At 60.7% G+C, this 15,953-nt stretch carries 15 protein-coding genes; 7 read left to right on the forward strand and 8 right to left on the reverse strand.

The genetic code is table 11. From position 1 onward, the window contains the following. Positions 1-84 precede the first annotated feature (84 nt). Entirely contained in the window at positions 85-1,401 is a 1,317-nt protein-coding gene (locus tag K3756_RS09880; protein WP_259987017.1) for a M23 family metallopeptidase, read from the forward strand. Further along, the gene (locus tag K3756_RS09885) at positions 1,391-1,894 is read left to right on the forward strand and encodes a polymer-forming cytoskeletal protein (RefSeq protein WP_259987019.1); all 504 of its coding nucleotides are present in this window, start codon (positions 1,391-1,393) and stop codon (positions 1,892-1,894) included. Before K3756_RS09880 ends, K3756_RS09885 begins: the two co-directional genes overlap by 11 nt. 154 nt (positions 1,895-2,048) lie before the next feature. Here K3756_RS09885 and K3756_RS09890 read toward each other — a convergent pair whose 3' ends face one another. Then, on the reverse strand, positions 2,049-2,603 hold the full coding sequence (locus K3756_RS09890) for a peptidylprolyl isomerase (RefSeq protein ID WP_259987020.1): 555 nt from the start codon (positions 2,601-2,603) through the stop codon (positions 2,049-2,051). Then, positions 2,596-3,102, reverse strand: coding sequence for a peptidylprolyl isomerase (locus K3756_RS09895; protein WP_259987021.1), 507 nt, complete (start codon positions 3,100-3,102; stop codon positions 2,596-2,598). Before K3756_RS09895 ends, K3756_RS09890 begins: the two co-directional genes overlap by 8 nt. Positions 3,103-3,231: 129 nt before the next feature. Between K3756_RS09895 and K3756_RS09900 the strand changes: the two genes are divergently transcribed. The 5 genes from K3756_RS09900 (at position 3,232) to K3756_RS09920 (ending at position 8,757) form a co-directional block, all read left to right on the forward strand. After that, positions 3,232-4,416, forward strand: a complete 1,185-nt coding sequence (locus tag K3756_RS09900; RefSeq protein ID WP_259987022.1) for a phosphoglycerate kinase — start codon at positions 3,232-3,234, stop codon at positions 4,414-4,416. A gap of 130 nt (positions 4,417-4,546) precedes the next feature. Continuing rightward, on the forward strand, positions 4,547-4,837 hold the full coding sequence (locus tag K3756_RS09905) for a septum formation initiator family protein (RefSeq protein ID WP_259987023.1): 291 nt from the start codon (positions 4,547-4,549) through the stop codon (positions 4,835-4,837). Positions 4,838-5,015: 178 nt separating this feature from the next. Continuing rightward, positions 5,016-6,038, forward strand: coding sequence for a pyruvate dehydrogenase (acetyl-transferring) E1 component subunit alpha (gene pdhA, locus K3756_RS09910; RefSeq protein ID WP_259987024.1), 1,023 nt, complete (start codon positions 5,016-5,018; stop codon positions 6,036-6,038). A gap of 3 nt (positions 6,039-6,041) precedes the next feature. Next, complete coding sequence (locus K3756_RS09915) at positions 6,042-7,421, forward strand: pyruvate dehydrogenase complex E1 component subunit beta (RefSeq protein ID WP_259987025.1); 1,380 nt, start codon at positions 6,042-6,044, stop codon at positions 7,419-7,421. Between the two features lie 10 nt (positions 7,422-7,431). After that, positions 7,432-8,757: a pyruvate dehydrogenase complex dihydrolipoamide acetyltransferase gene (locus K3756_RS09920; RefSeq protein ID WP_259987026.1), complete on the forward strand. Its 1,326-nt coding sequence runs from the start codon at positions 7,432-7,434 to the stop codon at positions 8,755-8,757. A gap of 114 nt (positions 8,758-8,871) precedes the next feature. Here the strand turns inward: K3756_RS09920 and cysE are convergent, their stop codons facing one another. The 6 genes from cysE to K3756_RS09950 all read right to left on the reverse strand — a co-directional run bounded on the left by cysE (position 8,872) and on the right by K3756_RS09950 (position 15,944). Then, entirely contained in the window at positions 8,872-9,684 is an 813-nt protein-coding gene (gene cysE / locus K3756_RS09925; RefSeq protein ID WP_259987027.1) for a serine O-acetyltransferase, read from the reverse strand. Between the two features lie 84 nt (positions 9,685-9,768). Continuing rightward, the gene (locus tag K3756_RS09930; protein ID WP_259987028.1) at positions 9,769-10,056 is read right to left on the reverse strand and encodes a hypothetical protein; all 288 of its coding nucleotides are present in this window, start codon (positions 10,054-10,056) and stop codon (positions 9,769-9,771) included. Beyond that, entirely contained in the window at positions 10,056-13,988 is a 3,933-nt protein-coding gene (locus K3756_RS09935; protein ID WP_259987030.1) for a glycoside hydrolase/phage tail family protein, read from the reverse strand. Before K3756_RS09935 ends, K3756_RS09930 begins: the two co-directional genes overlap by 1 nt. Beyond that, the gene (locus tag K3756_RS09940) at positions 13,988-14,428 is read right to left on the reverse strand and encodes an NlpC/P60 family protein (protein WP_259987031.1); all 441 of its coding nucleotides are present in this window, start codon (positions 14,426-14,428) and stop codon (positions 13,988-13,990) included. Before K3756_RS09940 ends, K3756_RS09935 begins: the two co-directional genes overlap by 1 nt. Then, positions 14,425-15,315: a DUF2163 domain-containing protein gene (locus K3756_RS09945; protein WP_259987032.1), complete on the reverse strand. Its 891-nt coding sequence runs from the start codon at positions 15,313-15,315 to the stop codon at positions 14,425-14,427. Before K3756_RS09945 ends, K3756_RS09940 begins: the two co-directional genes overlap by 4 nt. Continuing rightward, positions 15,312-15,944: a DUF2460 domain-containing protein gene (locus tag K3756_RS09950; protein ID WP_259987033.1), complete on the reverse strand. Its 633-nt coding sequence runs from the start codon at positions 15,942-15,944 to the stop codon at positions 15,312-15,314. Before K3756_RS09950 ends, K3756_RS09945 begins: the two co-directional genes overlap by 4 nt. Positions 15,945-15,953: the final 9 nt, after the last annotated feature.

The raw sequence follows: 15,953 nt of genomic DNA on the forward strand, positions 1-15,953 counted from the left end.
GCGCTGGATATTGCAGTTGTGTTAACGGAACCGCGAGGGACACACGGTTCTGGCAAGTTGACGGGACAGAGGGAAATACAAGACGTGCGCACACAGCTCGCTATCAAGACTCATGCCATACTGGAAAAATACTTTCCCGAACGGCGCGTTTTTCTGAAATCCGACAACGACACACGTTTCATTCGCCTTCGACCAGGAACACAGCTCATCGCGCTTGCGGGTGCGTCTTTGCTGGTCGGTTGGGCCATTATCGCAACCGCCGTGATCCTGATGGACAGCATCGGATCGGGCAATTTCCGCGAACAGGCAAAGCGCGATCAGCGCACCTATCAGGCCCGGCTCAACGATCTGAGCGGCCAGCGTGACGCGCGTGCCGAAGAAGCGCTTGCCGCGCAGGAACGCTTCAACGCCGCACTGGCACAGATCTCGGTGATGCAATCGGAATTGCTGTCCTCCGAGACGCGCCGCCGCGAGCTGGAAACCGGTATTGACGTGATCCAGACGACCCTGCGCGATACGATGAAGCAGCGTGAAGAAGCGCGCACCCGTCTGGCCGCGATCGAAGAAGGTGGTGACGGCACGGTGCAGATCGCCGCGAGCAACGCCCCTGTCGATTTTCTCGCAGACGCGCTGGCCCGTACAGCAAAAGAACGCGATCAGGTGATCGAAGACGCGCAAGACGCGCTTTTGCAGGCCGACGAAATGGCCGCCAAGATCGCGCAGATGCAGGAACAGAACGACACGATTTTCCGCCAGCTTGAGGAAGCGATGAGCGTTTCTGTCGCGCCGCTGGACAAGATGTTCCGCTCTGCCGGCATGCCGACCGATCGCATCCTCGAGACGGTGCGCCGTGGGTACTCTGGTCAAGGTGGTCCGCTGACGCCTCTGAGCTTTACAACGCGGGGCGAGCCCCCCTCGCCCGATACACTGCGCGCGAACCGGTTGTTGAACCAGATGGACAAATTGAACCTCTACCGGATTGCCGCTTCCAAGGCGCCATTCTTCAATCCGGTGCAGGACAACTTCCGCTTTACCTCGAAATTCGGTTTCCGCCGCGATCCCAAGACAGGCGGACGCCGCATGCACCAGGGCGTTGATTTCGCCGCCGGACTGGGTACGCCGCTTTATGCTACCGCGGATGGTGTCGTCACCCATGCAGGTTGGGGGTCGGGCTATGGCCGTCTCGTCAAGATCCAGCATGAGTTCGGCATCGAAACCCGCTACGCACATATGTCAAAAATGCGCGTGAAGGTCGGACAAAGAGTGTCGCGCGGCCAGCGGATCGGTGATATGGGTGCATCAGGACGGGTCACCGGCGTGCATTTGCACTACGAAGTGCGCGTAGGTGGTAAGGCCGTCAACCCAATGATCTATATCAAGGCAGCTAACGATGTTTTCTAAGAGCAAAATCAACGATCCCGCGCCCGGTAGCAGCGATTCCCCTTCGTCGGCACCGACTTCTGCGGCGCCCGCGTCGCCCGCACCTGCGCCGAAATCGAACGAATTCAAGGCAAGCGCCCCCAAGGCCAAGCCACCCGCATCGATTCTGTCGTCGGACCTGCATGTCACCGGAAACATGAAGACGACCGGCGACATCCAGGTCGAGGGCACGGTGGAAGGCGATATTCGTGCGCACCTGCTGACCATCGGTGAAACGGCCACGATCAAGGGTGAAGTGATTGCCGATGACGTTGTCATCAACGGCCGTATCGTAGGGCGCGTGCGCGGTCTCAAGGTGCGTCTGACATCGACGGCCCGCGTCGAGGGTGACATCATCCACAAGACAATCGCGATCGAATCCGGTGCGCATTTCGAAGGGTCGGTCCAACGTCAGGACGATCCGTTGAACCCCGGCGCAAAGAGCGCCCCGGCGAAGGCCAACCCGGCCTCCTGATCCGGATCTCAAATTCCGAATTTTTAATTGCCGCAGGCCAAACGCCTGCGGCTTTTTTCGTTTTGCGACCAGCAGGTCATGGGAAGGGAACGCCAGATACAAAAAAGGCGCCCCTAGCGGGACGCCTCTTCCATCAATCATGTCGCAGTAATACTTACTCGACCACTGTCACTTTTTGCATCACATCGGGATCGCCGACAACTGCGCCGTTTCCACCTGTGCCGCGCTTGATCGCGTCGACGACGTCCTGTCCTTCGGTGACCTTGCCCACAACGGTGTACTGGCCGTTCAGGAAGGGCGCCTCATCAAACATGATGAAGAACTGGCTGTTGGCAGAATCGGGGTTTTGCGCCCGCGCCATGCCAACGACGCCTTTTTCATAGGCCACGTCAGAAAACTCGGCTGGCAGGTCCGGCATGTCCGATCCGCCCGTTCCGGCCCGACGCGTATCTGCGCCGACCTTGCCAAACTGAACGTCACCAGTTTGTGCCATGAAGCCGTCAATCACGCGGTGGAACACGACGCCGTCATACGCGCCCTGCTCTGCGAGCGTGGTGATGCGTTCCACGTGCTGGGGTGCCACGTCTTCCAACAGGTCAATCTTGACCGTGCCGTTTGCCTCGCCCGCGATTTCGATCTCCAGACCGGAAGCCAGTGCCCCGGTCCCGATCAAAGCCGACACAGCGGTTGCCATCCACAGATTACGCATCTGCGGCCACCTTGACGCTGATCATGCGATCAGGATCCGCAGGTGGTTCGCCGCGCGTCAGCGCATCCACATGCTCCATACCTTCAATGACCTGACCGTAGACGGTGTATTGACCGTTCAGGAAATCGTTGTCCTTGAAGTTAATGAAAAACTGGCTGTTGGCCGAGTTCGGGTTCGCGGAACGCGCCGCGCCCAGACTGCCACGGGCATGGGGGATCTTAGAAAATTCTGCGGGCAGATCGGGCTTGTCCGACCCACCGGTCCCCGCCATGCGCGGGTTGTAGTCTTTTTCCATGTTGGCGTGCTGCACATCGCCTGTCTGGGCCATGAAGCCGTCGATCACCCGGTGGAAGGCCACGTTGTCATAGGCGCCGGCGCGGGCGAGTTCCTTCATGCGGGCGGTATGTTCGGGTGCCACGTCGGGCAACAGCTGGATGGTGACGGTTCCGTCCTTGAGCTCCATCAGGATGGTGTTTTCTGGGTCTTTGATCTCGGCCATTGGGCGCTCCTGCGGTTAATCGTTACGCGTTACCTAAGCCGCGCGACGCAGATTGCCAAGCCACGCATTGACGCGGGGGGATATAACGGCAAAACAACGCGTGAAACTTGCTTTTTGAAAGGAATGACCATGGGCTGGAAATCGCTGGACGATATGGATCTGTTGGGCAAACGGGTCCTGGTGCGTGTCGATATCAATGTCCCCGTCGAGGACGGTCGTGTCACGGACACCACCCGCATCGACCGGATTGTTCCCACGGTGACCGATATCCTGCAAAAGGGTGGCAAACCGATGCTGCTGGCGCATTTTGGGCGCCCCAAGGGCAAAACCGTCCCTGACATGAGCCTGCGTCAGATCCTGCCCGCATTGCAGAACGCACTCGGTCAGGACATCACTTTTATCGAAACACTGGAAGCCGCCGAAGCAATGCAGGACACACCCACGCTGTCGCTGCTGGAAAACATCCGGTTCTATCCTGGCGAAGAAGCCAACGACCCGGACTTTGCGGCGCGTCTGGCCGACCTCGGCGATGTCTATTGCAACGATGCGTTTTCCGCCGCCCACCGCGCGCATGCGTCGACAGAAGCGATTGCTCGGGCCCTTCCCGCCTGTGCGGGACGTCTGATGCAAGCGGAGCTTTCCGCCCTCGAGGCCGCGCTCGCCGCGCCGGAACGTCCCGTCGGGGCCGTCGTGGGTGGCGCGAAGGTATCGACCAAGATCGCGCTGTTGGAAAATCTTGTCGGCAAGCTGGACCTTCTGGTGATCGGTGGCGGCATGGCCAACACGTTTCTTGCCGCGCAGGGCGCGCAACTGGGAGCGTCTTTGCAGGAGCCCGATTACTTCGACACGGCCAAGGACATCATGGCACAGGCCGAAAAATCCGGTTGCCGGGTGCTGTTGCCGGTTGACGGACTGGTGTCGAAAGCCTTCAAGAGCGGCGCCGATCACAAGGTCATTGCGTTGGACAACGGCACAAAGCTCGATGACGACCAGATGGTGCTTGATGCAGGCCCCGATACGATCGCGTTGGTCAAATCCGCCTTCGAAGGGCTCAAAACGCTGATCTGGAACGGCCCGATGGGGGCTTTCGAAATACCACCTTTCGACACCGCCACCGTTGCAGCAGCCCGGGCCGCGGCAGCGCAGACCAAAGCGGGCGCGCTCATCGCCGTAGCCGGCGGCGGTGATACCGTTGCCGCGTTGAACCAGGCCGGTGCAGCCGATGATTTCACCTATATCTCTACCGCGGGCGGTGCATTTCTGGAGTGGATGGAGGGCAAGGAACTGCCGGGTGTTGCAGCATTGCGCGCCTGACACCTCGGCACAGCTGCCGCAGGGTCAAAAAAGTGGATCGCCTTTGGTTAAAGGGGATTCACAGCACGAATCATCTATGCCATAACCGTCTCATGCCCCCGATCAAGAGGGGCCGTCAGAGGCAGACATCATGAGCAGACCGGCATTTGGCCCGCTGATTTTCTTCGCAATTGCGTTCGCACTGAGCCTGTATTTCACGTTTGCAGCCGTGCAGGGTGACTTTGGCCTCTTTCGCCGTGCCGAAATCCTTGCCGAAGCCGCTGATCTGCGCATCCAGCTCGACGCGGTCAACGCCGATGTCGCGCGGATGGAGAACCTCACGCGGCGACTTTCTGACGATTATCTCGATCTCGACCTGCTTGATGAGCGCACCCGCAAGGTGTTGGGTATGGTCCGCGCGGACGAAATCGTCATCCGCTGACCCACGCGTTTCATTCCGGCTTTCACCCGCCGCCGATCCCGAAAGACGTAGCGTCATCCGCTGCATAGCTGAGTTGCATCCGGTGCCATAGCAATGCGGAACCGAATCCGCTATAGGATGGTTTAGCATTAAACTATATCCGCGTACCGAGAGTGGGTGCGCTAGGGAGGAATGTACCATGGCAGCCAAAAAGGCGACCACCAAGGCCGCGGACAAGCCGAATGTTTCGGCTGACGAGTTGAAGGCCTATTACCGCGACATGCTGTTGATCCGCCGGTTCGAAGAAAAGGCAGGCCAGCTTTATGGCATGGGTCTGATCGGCGGCTTTTGTCACCTCTATATCGGTCAGGAAGCGGTTGTCGTGGGCCTTGAGGCTGCGGCGAAGGAAGGCGACAAGCGCGTCACCTCTTACCGCGACCACGGTCACATGCTGGCCTGCGGCATGGACCCCAACGGCGTGATGGCCGAGCTGACGGGCCGCGAAGGTGGCTACTCAAAAGGCAAGGGCGGCTCCATGCACATGTTCTCCAAGGAGAAGCATTTCTACGGCGGCCACGGCATCGTTGCGGCGCAGGTGCCGTTGGGTGCGGGCCTCGCGTTTTCCGACCAATACCGCGGCAACGATAACGTCACCTTCACCTATTTCGGCGACGGCGCGGCGAACCAGGGCCAAGTGTACGAGACGTTCAACATGGCCGCCCTGTGGAAACTGCCGTGCATCTTCGTAATCGAAAACAACCAATACGCCATGGGCACATCACAGCAACGCTCCACCTCCAGCGCAGAAATCTGGGAACGCGGCAAATCGTTCGGCATCCCGGGCGAGGCCGTTGACGGCATGGACGTTCTGGCGGTCAAGGCCGCAGGCGAGACGGCCGTTGCCCACTGCCGTGCAGGCAAAGGGCCCTACATTCTCGAGATCAAGACATACCGTTACCGCGGCCACTCGATGTCGGACCCCGCAAAGTACCGGACCCGCGAGGAAGTCCAGAAGATGCGCGACGAGCGCGACCCGATCGAAGCCGTGCGCAATCTGCTGCTGACCGGCAAGCATGCAAGCGAGGACGATTTGAAAGCGATCGACAAGGAAATCAAAGGCATCGTGAATGACAGTGCCGAATTTGCCAAAACATCGCCCGAACCGGCGCTCGAAGAGCTCTGGACCGATATTTACGCCGACGAAATCCCGCAGGAGGCTTGATCAATGGCAACCGAAATTCTGATGCCCGCCCTCAGCCCCACCATGGAAGAAGGCACCCTCGCGAAATGGCTGGTCAAGGAGGGCGACACCGTCAACTCCGGCGACATCATGGCCGAAATCGAAACCGACAAGGCGACGATGGAGTTCGAAGCCGTCGACGAAGGGACCATTGGCAAGATCCTGATCGAAGAGGGCACTGAGGGCGTGAAGGTCAACACTCCCATTGCCGTGCTGCTGGAAGAGGGCGAAGATGCCTCTGACATCGACAGCGCCGCGTCGCAACCCGCCTCCGCCCCTGCCCCCGCAGATCAGGCACAAAGCTCCGAAGACGCACCCGCCGCAGGCATGGCGCATCCGGAGCCGCAGGTCGACACATCGCCCGACTGGCCCGAAGGCACCACGTTCAAACAACAAACGGTGCGCGAGGCGCTGCGCGACGGCATGGCCGAAGAAATGCGCACCGACGAAAACGTCTTTGTCATGGGCGAAGAGGTTGCCGAATACCAAGGTGCCTACAAGATCACGCAGGGCATGTTGGACGAATTCGGCCCCAAGCGTGTTATCGACACCCCCATCACAGAACACGGATTTGCCGGGATCGGCGTCGGTGCAGCCTTTGGTGGCCTGAAACCGATCGTCGAGTTCATGACCTTCAACTTCGCCATGCAGGCGATTGACCAGATCATCAACTCCGCCGCCAAGACGCTTTACATGTCGGGCGGTCAGATGGGTGCGCCAATGGTTTTCCGCGGACCCAATGGTGCAGCCGCCCGCGTGGGCGCCCAGCACAGCCAGGATTACGCGGCATGGTACATGCAGGTGCCCGGCCTGAAGGTCGCGATGCCCTATGCCGCGTCGGATTACAAAGGCCTGATGAAAACAGCGATCCGCGATCCCAACCCCGTGATCTTCCTCGAAAACGAAATTCTCTACGGCCGCAGCTTTGACGTGCCCGAGATCGACGACTATACCGTCCCCTTCGGCAAGGCCCGCATTTGGCGTGAAGGCGATGATGTGACAATCGTCAGCTTTGGCATCGGAATGAGCTACGCGCTCGAAGCGGCAGAGAAGCTGGCCGAGGACGGCATCAACGCCGAGGTCATCGACCTGCGCACCCTGCGCCCCATGGACACGCCTGCGATCCTCAAATCCGTGATGAAGACGAACCGGTTGGTCACCGTCGAGGAGGGCTGGCCGCAAGGGTCCGTCGGCAACTACATCTCCTCTGTCGTGATGCAGGAGGCGTTCGATTATCTCGATGCGCCTGTCATCAACTGCACGGGCAAGGACGTGCCGATGCCCTACGCCGCTAATCTCGAAAAACTCGCGCTCGTCACCACCGACGAAGTGATCGAAGCCGTGAAAAAAGTCACCTACAAGTAAGGAGCGCGCAATGCCCACAGAAATTCTCATGCCCGCCCTGTCACCGACCATGGAAGAAGGCACGCTTGCCAAATGGCTGGTGAAAGAAGGTGACACGGTCAACTCGGGTGACTTGCTGGCCGAAATCGAAACGGACAAGGCCACGATGGAATTCGAGGCCGTCGATGAAGGTGTCGTCGGCAAGATCCTTATCGAAGAAGGCAGTGAAGGCGTGAAGGTCAACACCCCGATCGCGGTGCTGCTCGAAGAGGGCGAGGACGCCTCCGACATCGGTGACACATCTGCGCCCAAGCCCGACGCATCCGCGAACGCAGCCCCGGCCGAGGCATCCGAACAGACAGCCCCCGCTGAAGGATACGGACGCGGAGAGACGGCAGCCTCGCCTGCACCGGCTGCTCCGAAGGGAGCCGATGGCGCGCGCATATTTGCCTCCCCCCTCGCCCGCCGCATCGCGGCCGACAAGGGACTGGATCTGGCAGACATCAAGGGGTCGGGCCCGCGCGGGCGCATCGTGAAGGCCGACGTCGAAGGGCTCAGCAAATCCGACGCCCCGAAGGCCGACAAGGCTTCGGCACAGCAACCTGCCGCGGCCGCCGCACCCTCAGGTCCATCTGGCGACGCCATTGCGAAGATGTACGAAGGGCGCGACTACGAAGAAATCAAACTCGACGGCATGCGCAAGACGATCGCGGCACGCTTGACCGAAGCCAAGCAGACCGTGCCGCATTTCTACTTGCGCCGCGACATCCAACTCGACGCGCTTCTCGCGTTCCGCGGACAATTGAACAAACAACTCGAACCGCGTGGCGTCAAACTTTCGGTCAACGACTTTATCATAAAGGCCTGTGCGCTGGCGCTGCAGCAAGTACCCGATGCAAATGCCGTATGGGCCGGAGACAAAGTACTCAAACTCAAGCCTTCGGATGTCGCCGTCGCCGTCGCCATCGAGGGCGGGCTCTTCACGCCGGTTCTACAGGATGCCGACCAGAAGTCACTCAGCACCCTGTCTTCGCAGATGAAGGATCTCGCCAGCCGCGCGCGGGACCGCAAACTCGCCCCGCACGAATATCAGGGGGGCAGCTTTGCGATATCCAATCTCGGTATGTTCGGGATCGACAACTTCGATGCTGTCATCAACCCGCCGCACGGGGCCATACTTGCGGTCGGCGCTGGTGTGAAAAAGCCGGTCGTCGGCAAAGACGGAGAATTGGGCGTCGCGACCGTGATGTCCGTGACACTTTCGGTCGATCACCGCGTCATCGATGGCACTTTGGGTGCCGAGCTTCTCAACGCGATCAAGGACAATCTGGAAGCGCCGATGACGATGCTCGCCTGATCCTATCTTTCTTGGCTGGAAATACTCCGGGGGTCCGGGGGCTGGCCCCCGTATCCCATCGTAAAAAAGGCCGGAGCATCACTCCGGCCTTTGCCTAATCGACCACCTGCGGGCCTAGTCCTCCCAAGGCCCCAGCATGTGGTTCATCGAAATCGACGGCTGATCGCACCCCGCCTCGCCCACAATGCGCGCCGGAATACCTGCAACCGTCTTGCACGGCGGCACCGCCTCCAACACGACCGATCCCGCAGCGATCCGGCTGCAATGGCCGATTGTAATATTCCCGAGCACTTTGGCACCTGCGCCGATCAGAACACCGTCACCAATCTTGGGGTGCCGGTCTTCCTCCTCTTTGCCGGTGCCGCCCAGCGTGACAGAATGCAGCATCGACACGTTGTCGCCCACCACAGCTGTCTCGCCGATAACGATCGAATGGGCGTGGTCGATCATGATGCCCTTGCCGATCCGGGCAGCCGGATGGATATCGACACCGAAGATTTCGGAAATCCGCATCTGGAAGAAATAGGCGAGATCGAACTTGCCCTGCGTCCAGAGATAATGCCCCACGCGATAGGCCTGTATCGCCTGATAGCCTTTGAAATACAGGATCGGTTGCAACAACCGGTGGCATGCCGGATCACGCTCGAATATCGCCACCAGATCGGCGCGAGCGGCCTGAACCAGCGTCGGATCATCCGCATAGGCTTGCTCGACGACTTCCCTGACGACCATCATCGACATCTCGTTGGAGGCCAGCTTCGCCGCGACACGGTACGACAGGGCCTTCTCGATCGAGGCATGGTGCAGGATCGTTGCATGGACAAATCCACCAATCAGCGGCTCGTCGGCCACCGCCTTTTCTGCATCGCTGCGGATCTGATCCCAGACGGGATCGACAGATGTGATCTTGCTTTGAAGTTCGACCATTGGACGGCTCCTCGAAAAAAGGTCTGTTCCCTCTATTTAACATGAAACCTCAAAACGCAAACCCTTCGGGGCGCATCAGCTCTCTCAACCCGCGTCCGGCCGCGCATCCAGCGCCGCCAGAACCAGCACGTGGCACTCGCGGTATCCAGCATCGCTCAACGCCCGTCCGAAAGCATGGTCACGTCCCCGGCACGCTCCCCGCAGGCTGCCATCGCCCCACTGCGGGTGGAGCTTGCGCAAACGCTTCACGTATTTGTCCGCCGCATGGGCCTCGATCAGCAGTTGACGCGCCAGCGCCGCGCGGTCCCGCGGCGCCACGGCCAACAAACACCGCGCCGCAGCCAGCAAATCACCGGTCTGAACCGCGCGCATCACATGGTCAACGCGATGCGGCGGTAAGGCCCGGCGCCATAGGCTGCTGACACCTGCGCGACCGCAATCTCCAACCCTGCCGCCCCCCCGTCGGCCGCCACGTCTTGCGCCGCATAAGTGTATTCGGGGGACGAAACGGTGACCTGCCGTACGGTTTGCCCGTTGCGCGAAATTACCAGATCATAGCTTTCGGTCTCTTCGCCCAGCGGCACCTCCATACCGTCCCAGGGATCTCCGTCGACGCGGGTGCGCCGGACCCACGACACATCAATCCCGGAATCAATGCGCATACGGGCGCGCAGATGCACCGGCACATACGGGCGCAGACCGTTACCGTCGAAAGCACGCTGCAGATGGGTATAGCTCGGATCATCTACCGACCGCAGGGCCGGACCGATCCGGAAAAACTGCGACACACGCCGCAAATTGCGCTGCAGTTCGATCTGTTGCGGCACCCCATTGAAAAGCACAACCGTAGAGCCGACAGGCCACGCCTGCGGCATCAGACCATCGGACCCGGCCTGCCCACGCAAGCGTTCGCTGAGCAGATAAGTCTGCGGTGCCAGCAGATCGGCCTTGCGGAACTGGAAGATCTCCCAGTTGTCGCTTGACCCGTCCCCGATGGCCGCCAGATTTGCACCGCTCAAAAGCGCGGCTTCGCTTACGGTTTCAAGGGTACCGCTGAACAGCTGCACCTCCAACGGAGCGCCCCTGTCGATGAGAGCGGGGCTGGCCGCCCGCATACTGGTGCGCGTGCGCCCGATGATAGCGCGGCTCGGAAGGATTGTGTTCACGGCATAGTTTTCATCTGTCGCAGAGCTGTAGAGCGCGACACTTCCCGGCCACGGTTGTGCAGTCGCGGCGATATAGGGCGCATGGGGAACCTCGTCTCCGCGCAAGAGCGGAATATCGAGGAAGAAAGGCTCGACCGGGATCGGCGCCACAAACGCCCGTGTCGCCGCCAGATCATCCTCAAGCGGTGCGGGATCATAGACTTGCGGATCGATCCGTACCGCTTCAAGCTTCTGATACGCTCCCTGCTCTACTCGGTCCACGCGGTAGCGGGCGGGCTCTTCGTCTCCCTGCCCCGGCAACTCCACAACATCACCCGAGCGGACCGACAGGCCGCTGAGAGGCAGCGAGAACGTGACAGTGTCGCGGGCGATGCGTGCCTCGTTCAACCATCTTTCGGTGACCTGGCGCCCTTCGCGCCGCGTCAACGCCATCGAAAACTCGCTTGCCGAAACAGCGTGGGTTTCCTCGTCAGGCAACACCGCTTCTTCGGCGATGACGTCGTAATCCCCATCGGCCTGAACGAACCGCAATCGGATCCGCCCCGAAAGTGCGGCTTCGGCATCACGTGTCTGCACCTGTACGCCGTCTTGCTCGTCACTCACGACAAACCGCTCGGGATCCAGAGGCAGCTCGCGCAACCCGTCACGCATCAAAAACGTCAGCACCCCGTCGCGCTCTACCGCATCAAACCCGAAACGGACCATCAAAGGCTGCAAGGCACTGCGTGCGTCGGCGACATCGGTGACCGCATACCCGCGCACATATCCGTGCAGACCCGATGTATCATAGGCCAGAACGCCCGCCTCGCGGCAAATCTCGTTCACCACGGATGCCAGTGTCCGTGCGGACGTGCGACCGTTCAGCCAATGCCCCTTGGCGTAGCTCTCCCCGTCGCTCCAGAGACCGCGATTGTTGGGAAAGAAAGGAAACGGGCGCGTGTCCCACGCCCAGACAAAGGCGCGTTGCATGTCGATCATTGTACCATCGTACTCGGCACTCTGGGGGTTGTTCCGGGGTTCTGACCAATAGTCGATCGTCGCACGCAGGTACTGCATCTGGATCAGGTCATCGCGGGCACCATCGCTGAAATGCGGCAGGCTGCTTTCGGAACTCCGCAGATCCGTGAACCTGTTGGGCTCGTTTGTACCTTTGTCGACTGCCGCACATCCGAACTCGGTAAACCACACAGGCTTCGATGACGGCTGCCATTGCGTTGGATCATTCAGCCGCACACCGCCAACGCGGTTGTGATGCAGATTGCTCCACCAGTTGCGGATATCCTTGTAGCGGTAGATCCACGGCTCATCAAAAGCACCGTCGGTAATCGGCTCGCGTATCTGCGCCTCGCGTTCCTCTTCGGACGGGTAATACCAATCGTAACCTTCACCGCCCTCGATGTTGGATTGCAAATAGCCTAGCGCGTGGATGTCATCCCAAGACTGCGCATCAAGGTGATCGACGCCTTCGCGCCAATCCGACAGGGGCATATAATTGTCGATCCCGATGAAATCGATGTTTTCATCCGCCCAAAGGAGATCGAGGTGGAAAAAATGGTCACCGCTTCCGTCCTGCGGTGTAAAGCCGAAGTATTCGCTCCAGTCCGCCGCATAGCTGAGGCGCGTGTCGGGCCCGAGGATACTGCGTACCTGCGCCGCGAGGTCCCTAAACGCGTCTACGGCGGGGAATGTCTCGCGGGAACTACGGATCTGCGTAAGCCCCCGCATTTCCGACCCGATACAAAACGCATCGACCCCGCCAGCAGCGGCGCACAGGGCGGCATAATGCAGGATGAACCGCGACAGGCTCCATTCCTGCGGACCGGTGTAGCGCACGCGGTCACCTTCAATGCGGAAATCCTGTGCAGAGGCGGTCCCGAAGAACCGTTGCACATCAGCGGCCGCCTCTGCGGTTTGGTCCGCACTACCTTCACGTCCTGGCGCACGGTCGAGCGTGATACGCCCCCGCCAGGGCAAAGCCGCTTGCGATTGTGCATCGCTATAGGGATCGGGCAGCGTGTTTTGCCCTGTCTGGTCCATCAGGATGAAAGGATAGAACATGACTGCCTTGCCAGCGGCGTTCATGGCCCGGATGGCCTCGACCACGGACTGGTCCGCAGGGGTGCCACCGTAAATCGGGCGGTCATCCTCAGCCCTTGCAATCACTCCTGCAGAGCCTCGCGTCAGGTCAGAAACCCGCCACGGAATTTCGTCCCCATCAATGTCGGGGTCCTCAACCTTGGGCCGCACCGTACAATGGCCACAGCGCAAGTCATCACCGAACCACGATACAACAAGGGATGCCGCCTCCAGCGCGGGCAATTCCTCGCCCAAGGCTTCCAGCGATGCGGTGAAATCCGTGACACCGGCAGGCGAATTGATGTTTGCGCTCCAGCGGGCCCTGTCATCGCCTTTATAGGTGACCGGTGTGGTGGCCAGCGCGTATTCACCCGTACCCGGGATCATCGCGACCCCCTTCACCGCGTGCGGTAACGCATGTGACGCGTCAGGTGCGCCGACCTGCTCGGGGCGCATCACCTCGAAGGAAAACTGCGGCACGCGGTTGCCGAATTGCCCCAGCGCCAGATCCTCGAACACCACATAGGCGGTCCCGCGGTACGCCGGTACCATACCGGCGCCCTCAATGGCCTCCATCACGGGATCAGGATCCTGTGTCATGCTACCGGTATAGACCCGCATGTTCAGATCACGCGGCGACATCTCCTCGCCATCGGCCCATATCCGTCCCACGCTGGTAATTTCGCCTTCGCACAGGGCGATCGCCATGTTCACGGCATAGCTGTATTCGGTCGTCTTCGGTTTGGGCGGACCGCCCTTGCCGCCCCCGCTTGTCGAGGACGTCTCCGAAAAATCGGACGCCCAGATCACCTGTCCGCCCAACCGCAAACGACCGTAGAGTTGCGCAACCGGATCGCCCTCGCCCGCACTGGTCAATCTGAACCGGTCAACGCGGCCCGTCTCGATTGCCTGACTGCCCTGCCCGAGAATGCGCTGATCGACCACACGCCCCAACGTCGCGCCAACGGCACGGCCCAAGGCCACCGATGACAACCCCGCAACCGTACCACCGATTGACCCACCTACCGCGGCCCCCGCCGCCGAAAGAACTACCGTCGCCATCAGATGACCTCCTTGGGAAATTCGAAACACGCGACAACGCGCCGTCGCCACGGGGCGCTCAAGGCGCTCTCCACCACTCCATGACCGGAATAGGCATGAATGAAACTGGGGCGACCGCCCTTTTGCGAAAGAATGCCGAGATGCTTGGCCACAGCGCCCTGCCGCATCCGGAACAACACCACATCTCCGCAAACGCCTTCGGCCACGGGTTTGGAGCGCAAGTGGCGCAATGCGGCCGCCCAGAGACGTTCCTCGCCCTGCGGCTCCGACCAGTCCATCGAATAGGCGGGAACGGTCTCCGGTTCCGCACCGAACCGTTCACGCCAAATGCCGCGCACCAGACCCAGACAATCGGTTCCCGCCCCTTTGAGCGCAGCTTGATGGACATAAGGCGTCCCGATCCAGCTGCGGGCGGCCTGCACTATCTCGGCCCCGCTCACCGGCGCGATCCGCCAGTGTTGGCGCCGCTGCTGCGCGGCACCGCCACAGACCAGTCCTCACCGGGCAGATCGGGAAATCCCTGAAAGTTGACGAAGTTGTTGAACTTCAGCCGACAGCTTTCCTGACGCTTGTCGCACCCTGCGACCAAACGCACCTGCGTGCCGGTCTCAACGGCCCCCTTCATCGGCTCCCAAAGCTCGATCACTCGGGTCTCGCCCTCGATCCTGTCTGCCTTGATCGTTTGCCAAAGTCCCGTCGCGGGACCGCTCAGCACCTCGAACCGGCCACGGGTGAACCAATCGGGGTCAAATCCCAACAGACCGGTCCACCGAAATGTCCGGCGCTTTTCGACCTGCGCGACATCAAGCGTGCGAAAATACCCCTCGCGGCCCAAATTGAAGCGGCACGCGCCATCACCCAGAACCGCGGTGCAGGGCTTTTGGTACACACGGCCCAGCGGACGATTCAACGCTTCGGTCAACCCACGAAGCTCTGCACGAAACGCGCCATCGCTGCGTGTCAGCTCGCCAATCGTGCCACGAAAGCTCAGCCAATGTTGATCGGTATCGGCCCAATTCACCACCCACGCACGCACTTCGGCACCGTCAAAGCGGCCCTGCTCGATCTCGTCCTCGCGCAACGACGCATCGCTCAACGCCCCCAGGGCTTCGGTATTGTCCACCGACAGCCCCGTCGACTGCGCAAGCGCCAACGCGCTCAAACCCGTGTCCGCCCGGAATTCGAGGCCGGCAAACCGCAACGGCCGATCGTGATCCGTGAACGCGAATTCCTTTCCGTCCCGACGTGTAATTGCCCACGCGTGGCAGACGGTCGTCAAACCTCCGGCCAAATGCGCGGCAAGCCCCTCGTTGAACACCGCCGTCATACCCGCACCTCGATCACCGGAATATCCGGCACCTGGCCCGCCTGAAAACTGGCCACACTCGCCTGAATGCGGTCACTGTCAAACCGGACCGGCACGTCGAACTCATAGCCCGCATAGACCCGCGTATCGGGGTCTGGTGCGTGATTGAACCGGATCAGGCCACGGGTCGTATCCACCTCGAAATCAACGCTTTCGGACAGCTGATCCTGCTCGACCGAAATGACGACACTGCCAGCAACGGGCTTCTCGATCGGGCGCGCGTAAGAATGCACGCCGGAACGATAGGTCTTGATCAGCTGGAATTCGGTCGTAACGCCGTCACCCGTGGCAATCTGCTGGTCTTCGGATGTCACCTCGCGCGAGGGGCGTGCCGATTTGTAATCCGCCCAGTCCTTCCAGCGAAAGCCATACATCTGCCCGTAGCGGGCCTCGTAAAACCCGATGACGTTCTCCAGATCATCCAAGGACCGCAGCCCCAGCCCCGCGTCATAGACGCGCCGCGAATGGGCCCAGGGTGTGTTGCGCTCCTCGTAGCCGTTGCTGAGCGGCACCACGTCGACGCGCCGCTGTGGACCACCCAATGCGCCGAAACTCAGGTTTGGCGGAAATAGAACTTCGTGAAACTGCATTGCGTGCCC

Source organism: Sulfitobacter sp. S190 (assembly GCF_025141935.1).
Classification (GTDB): domain Bacteria; phylum Pseudomonadota; class Alphaproteobacteria; order Rhodobacterales; family Rhodobacteraceae; genus Sulfitobacter.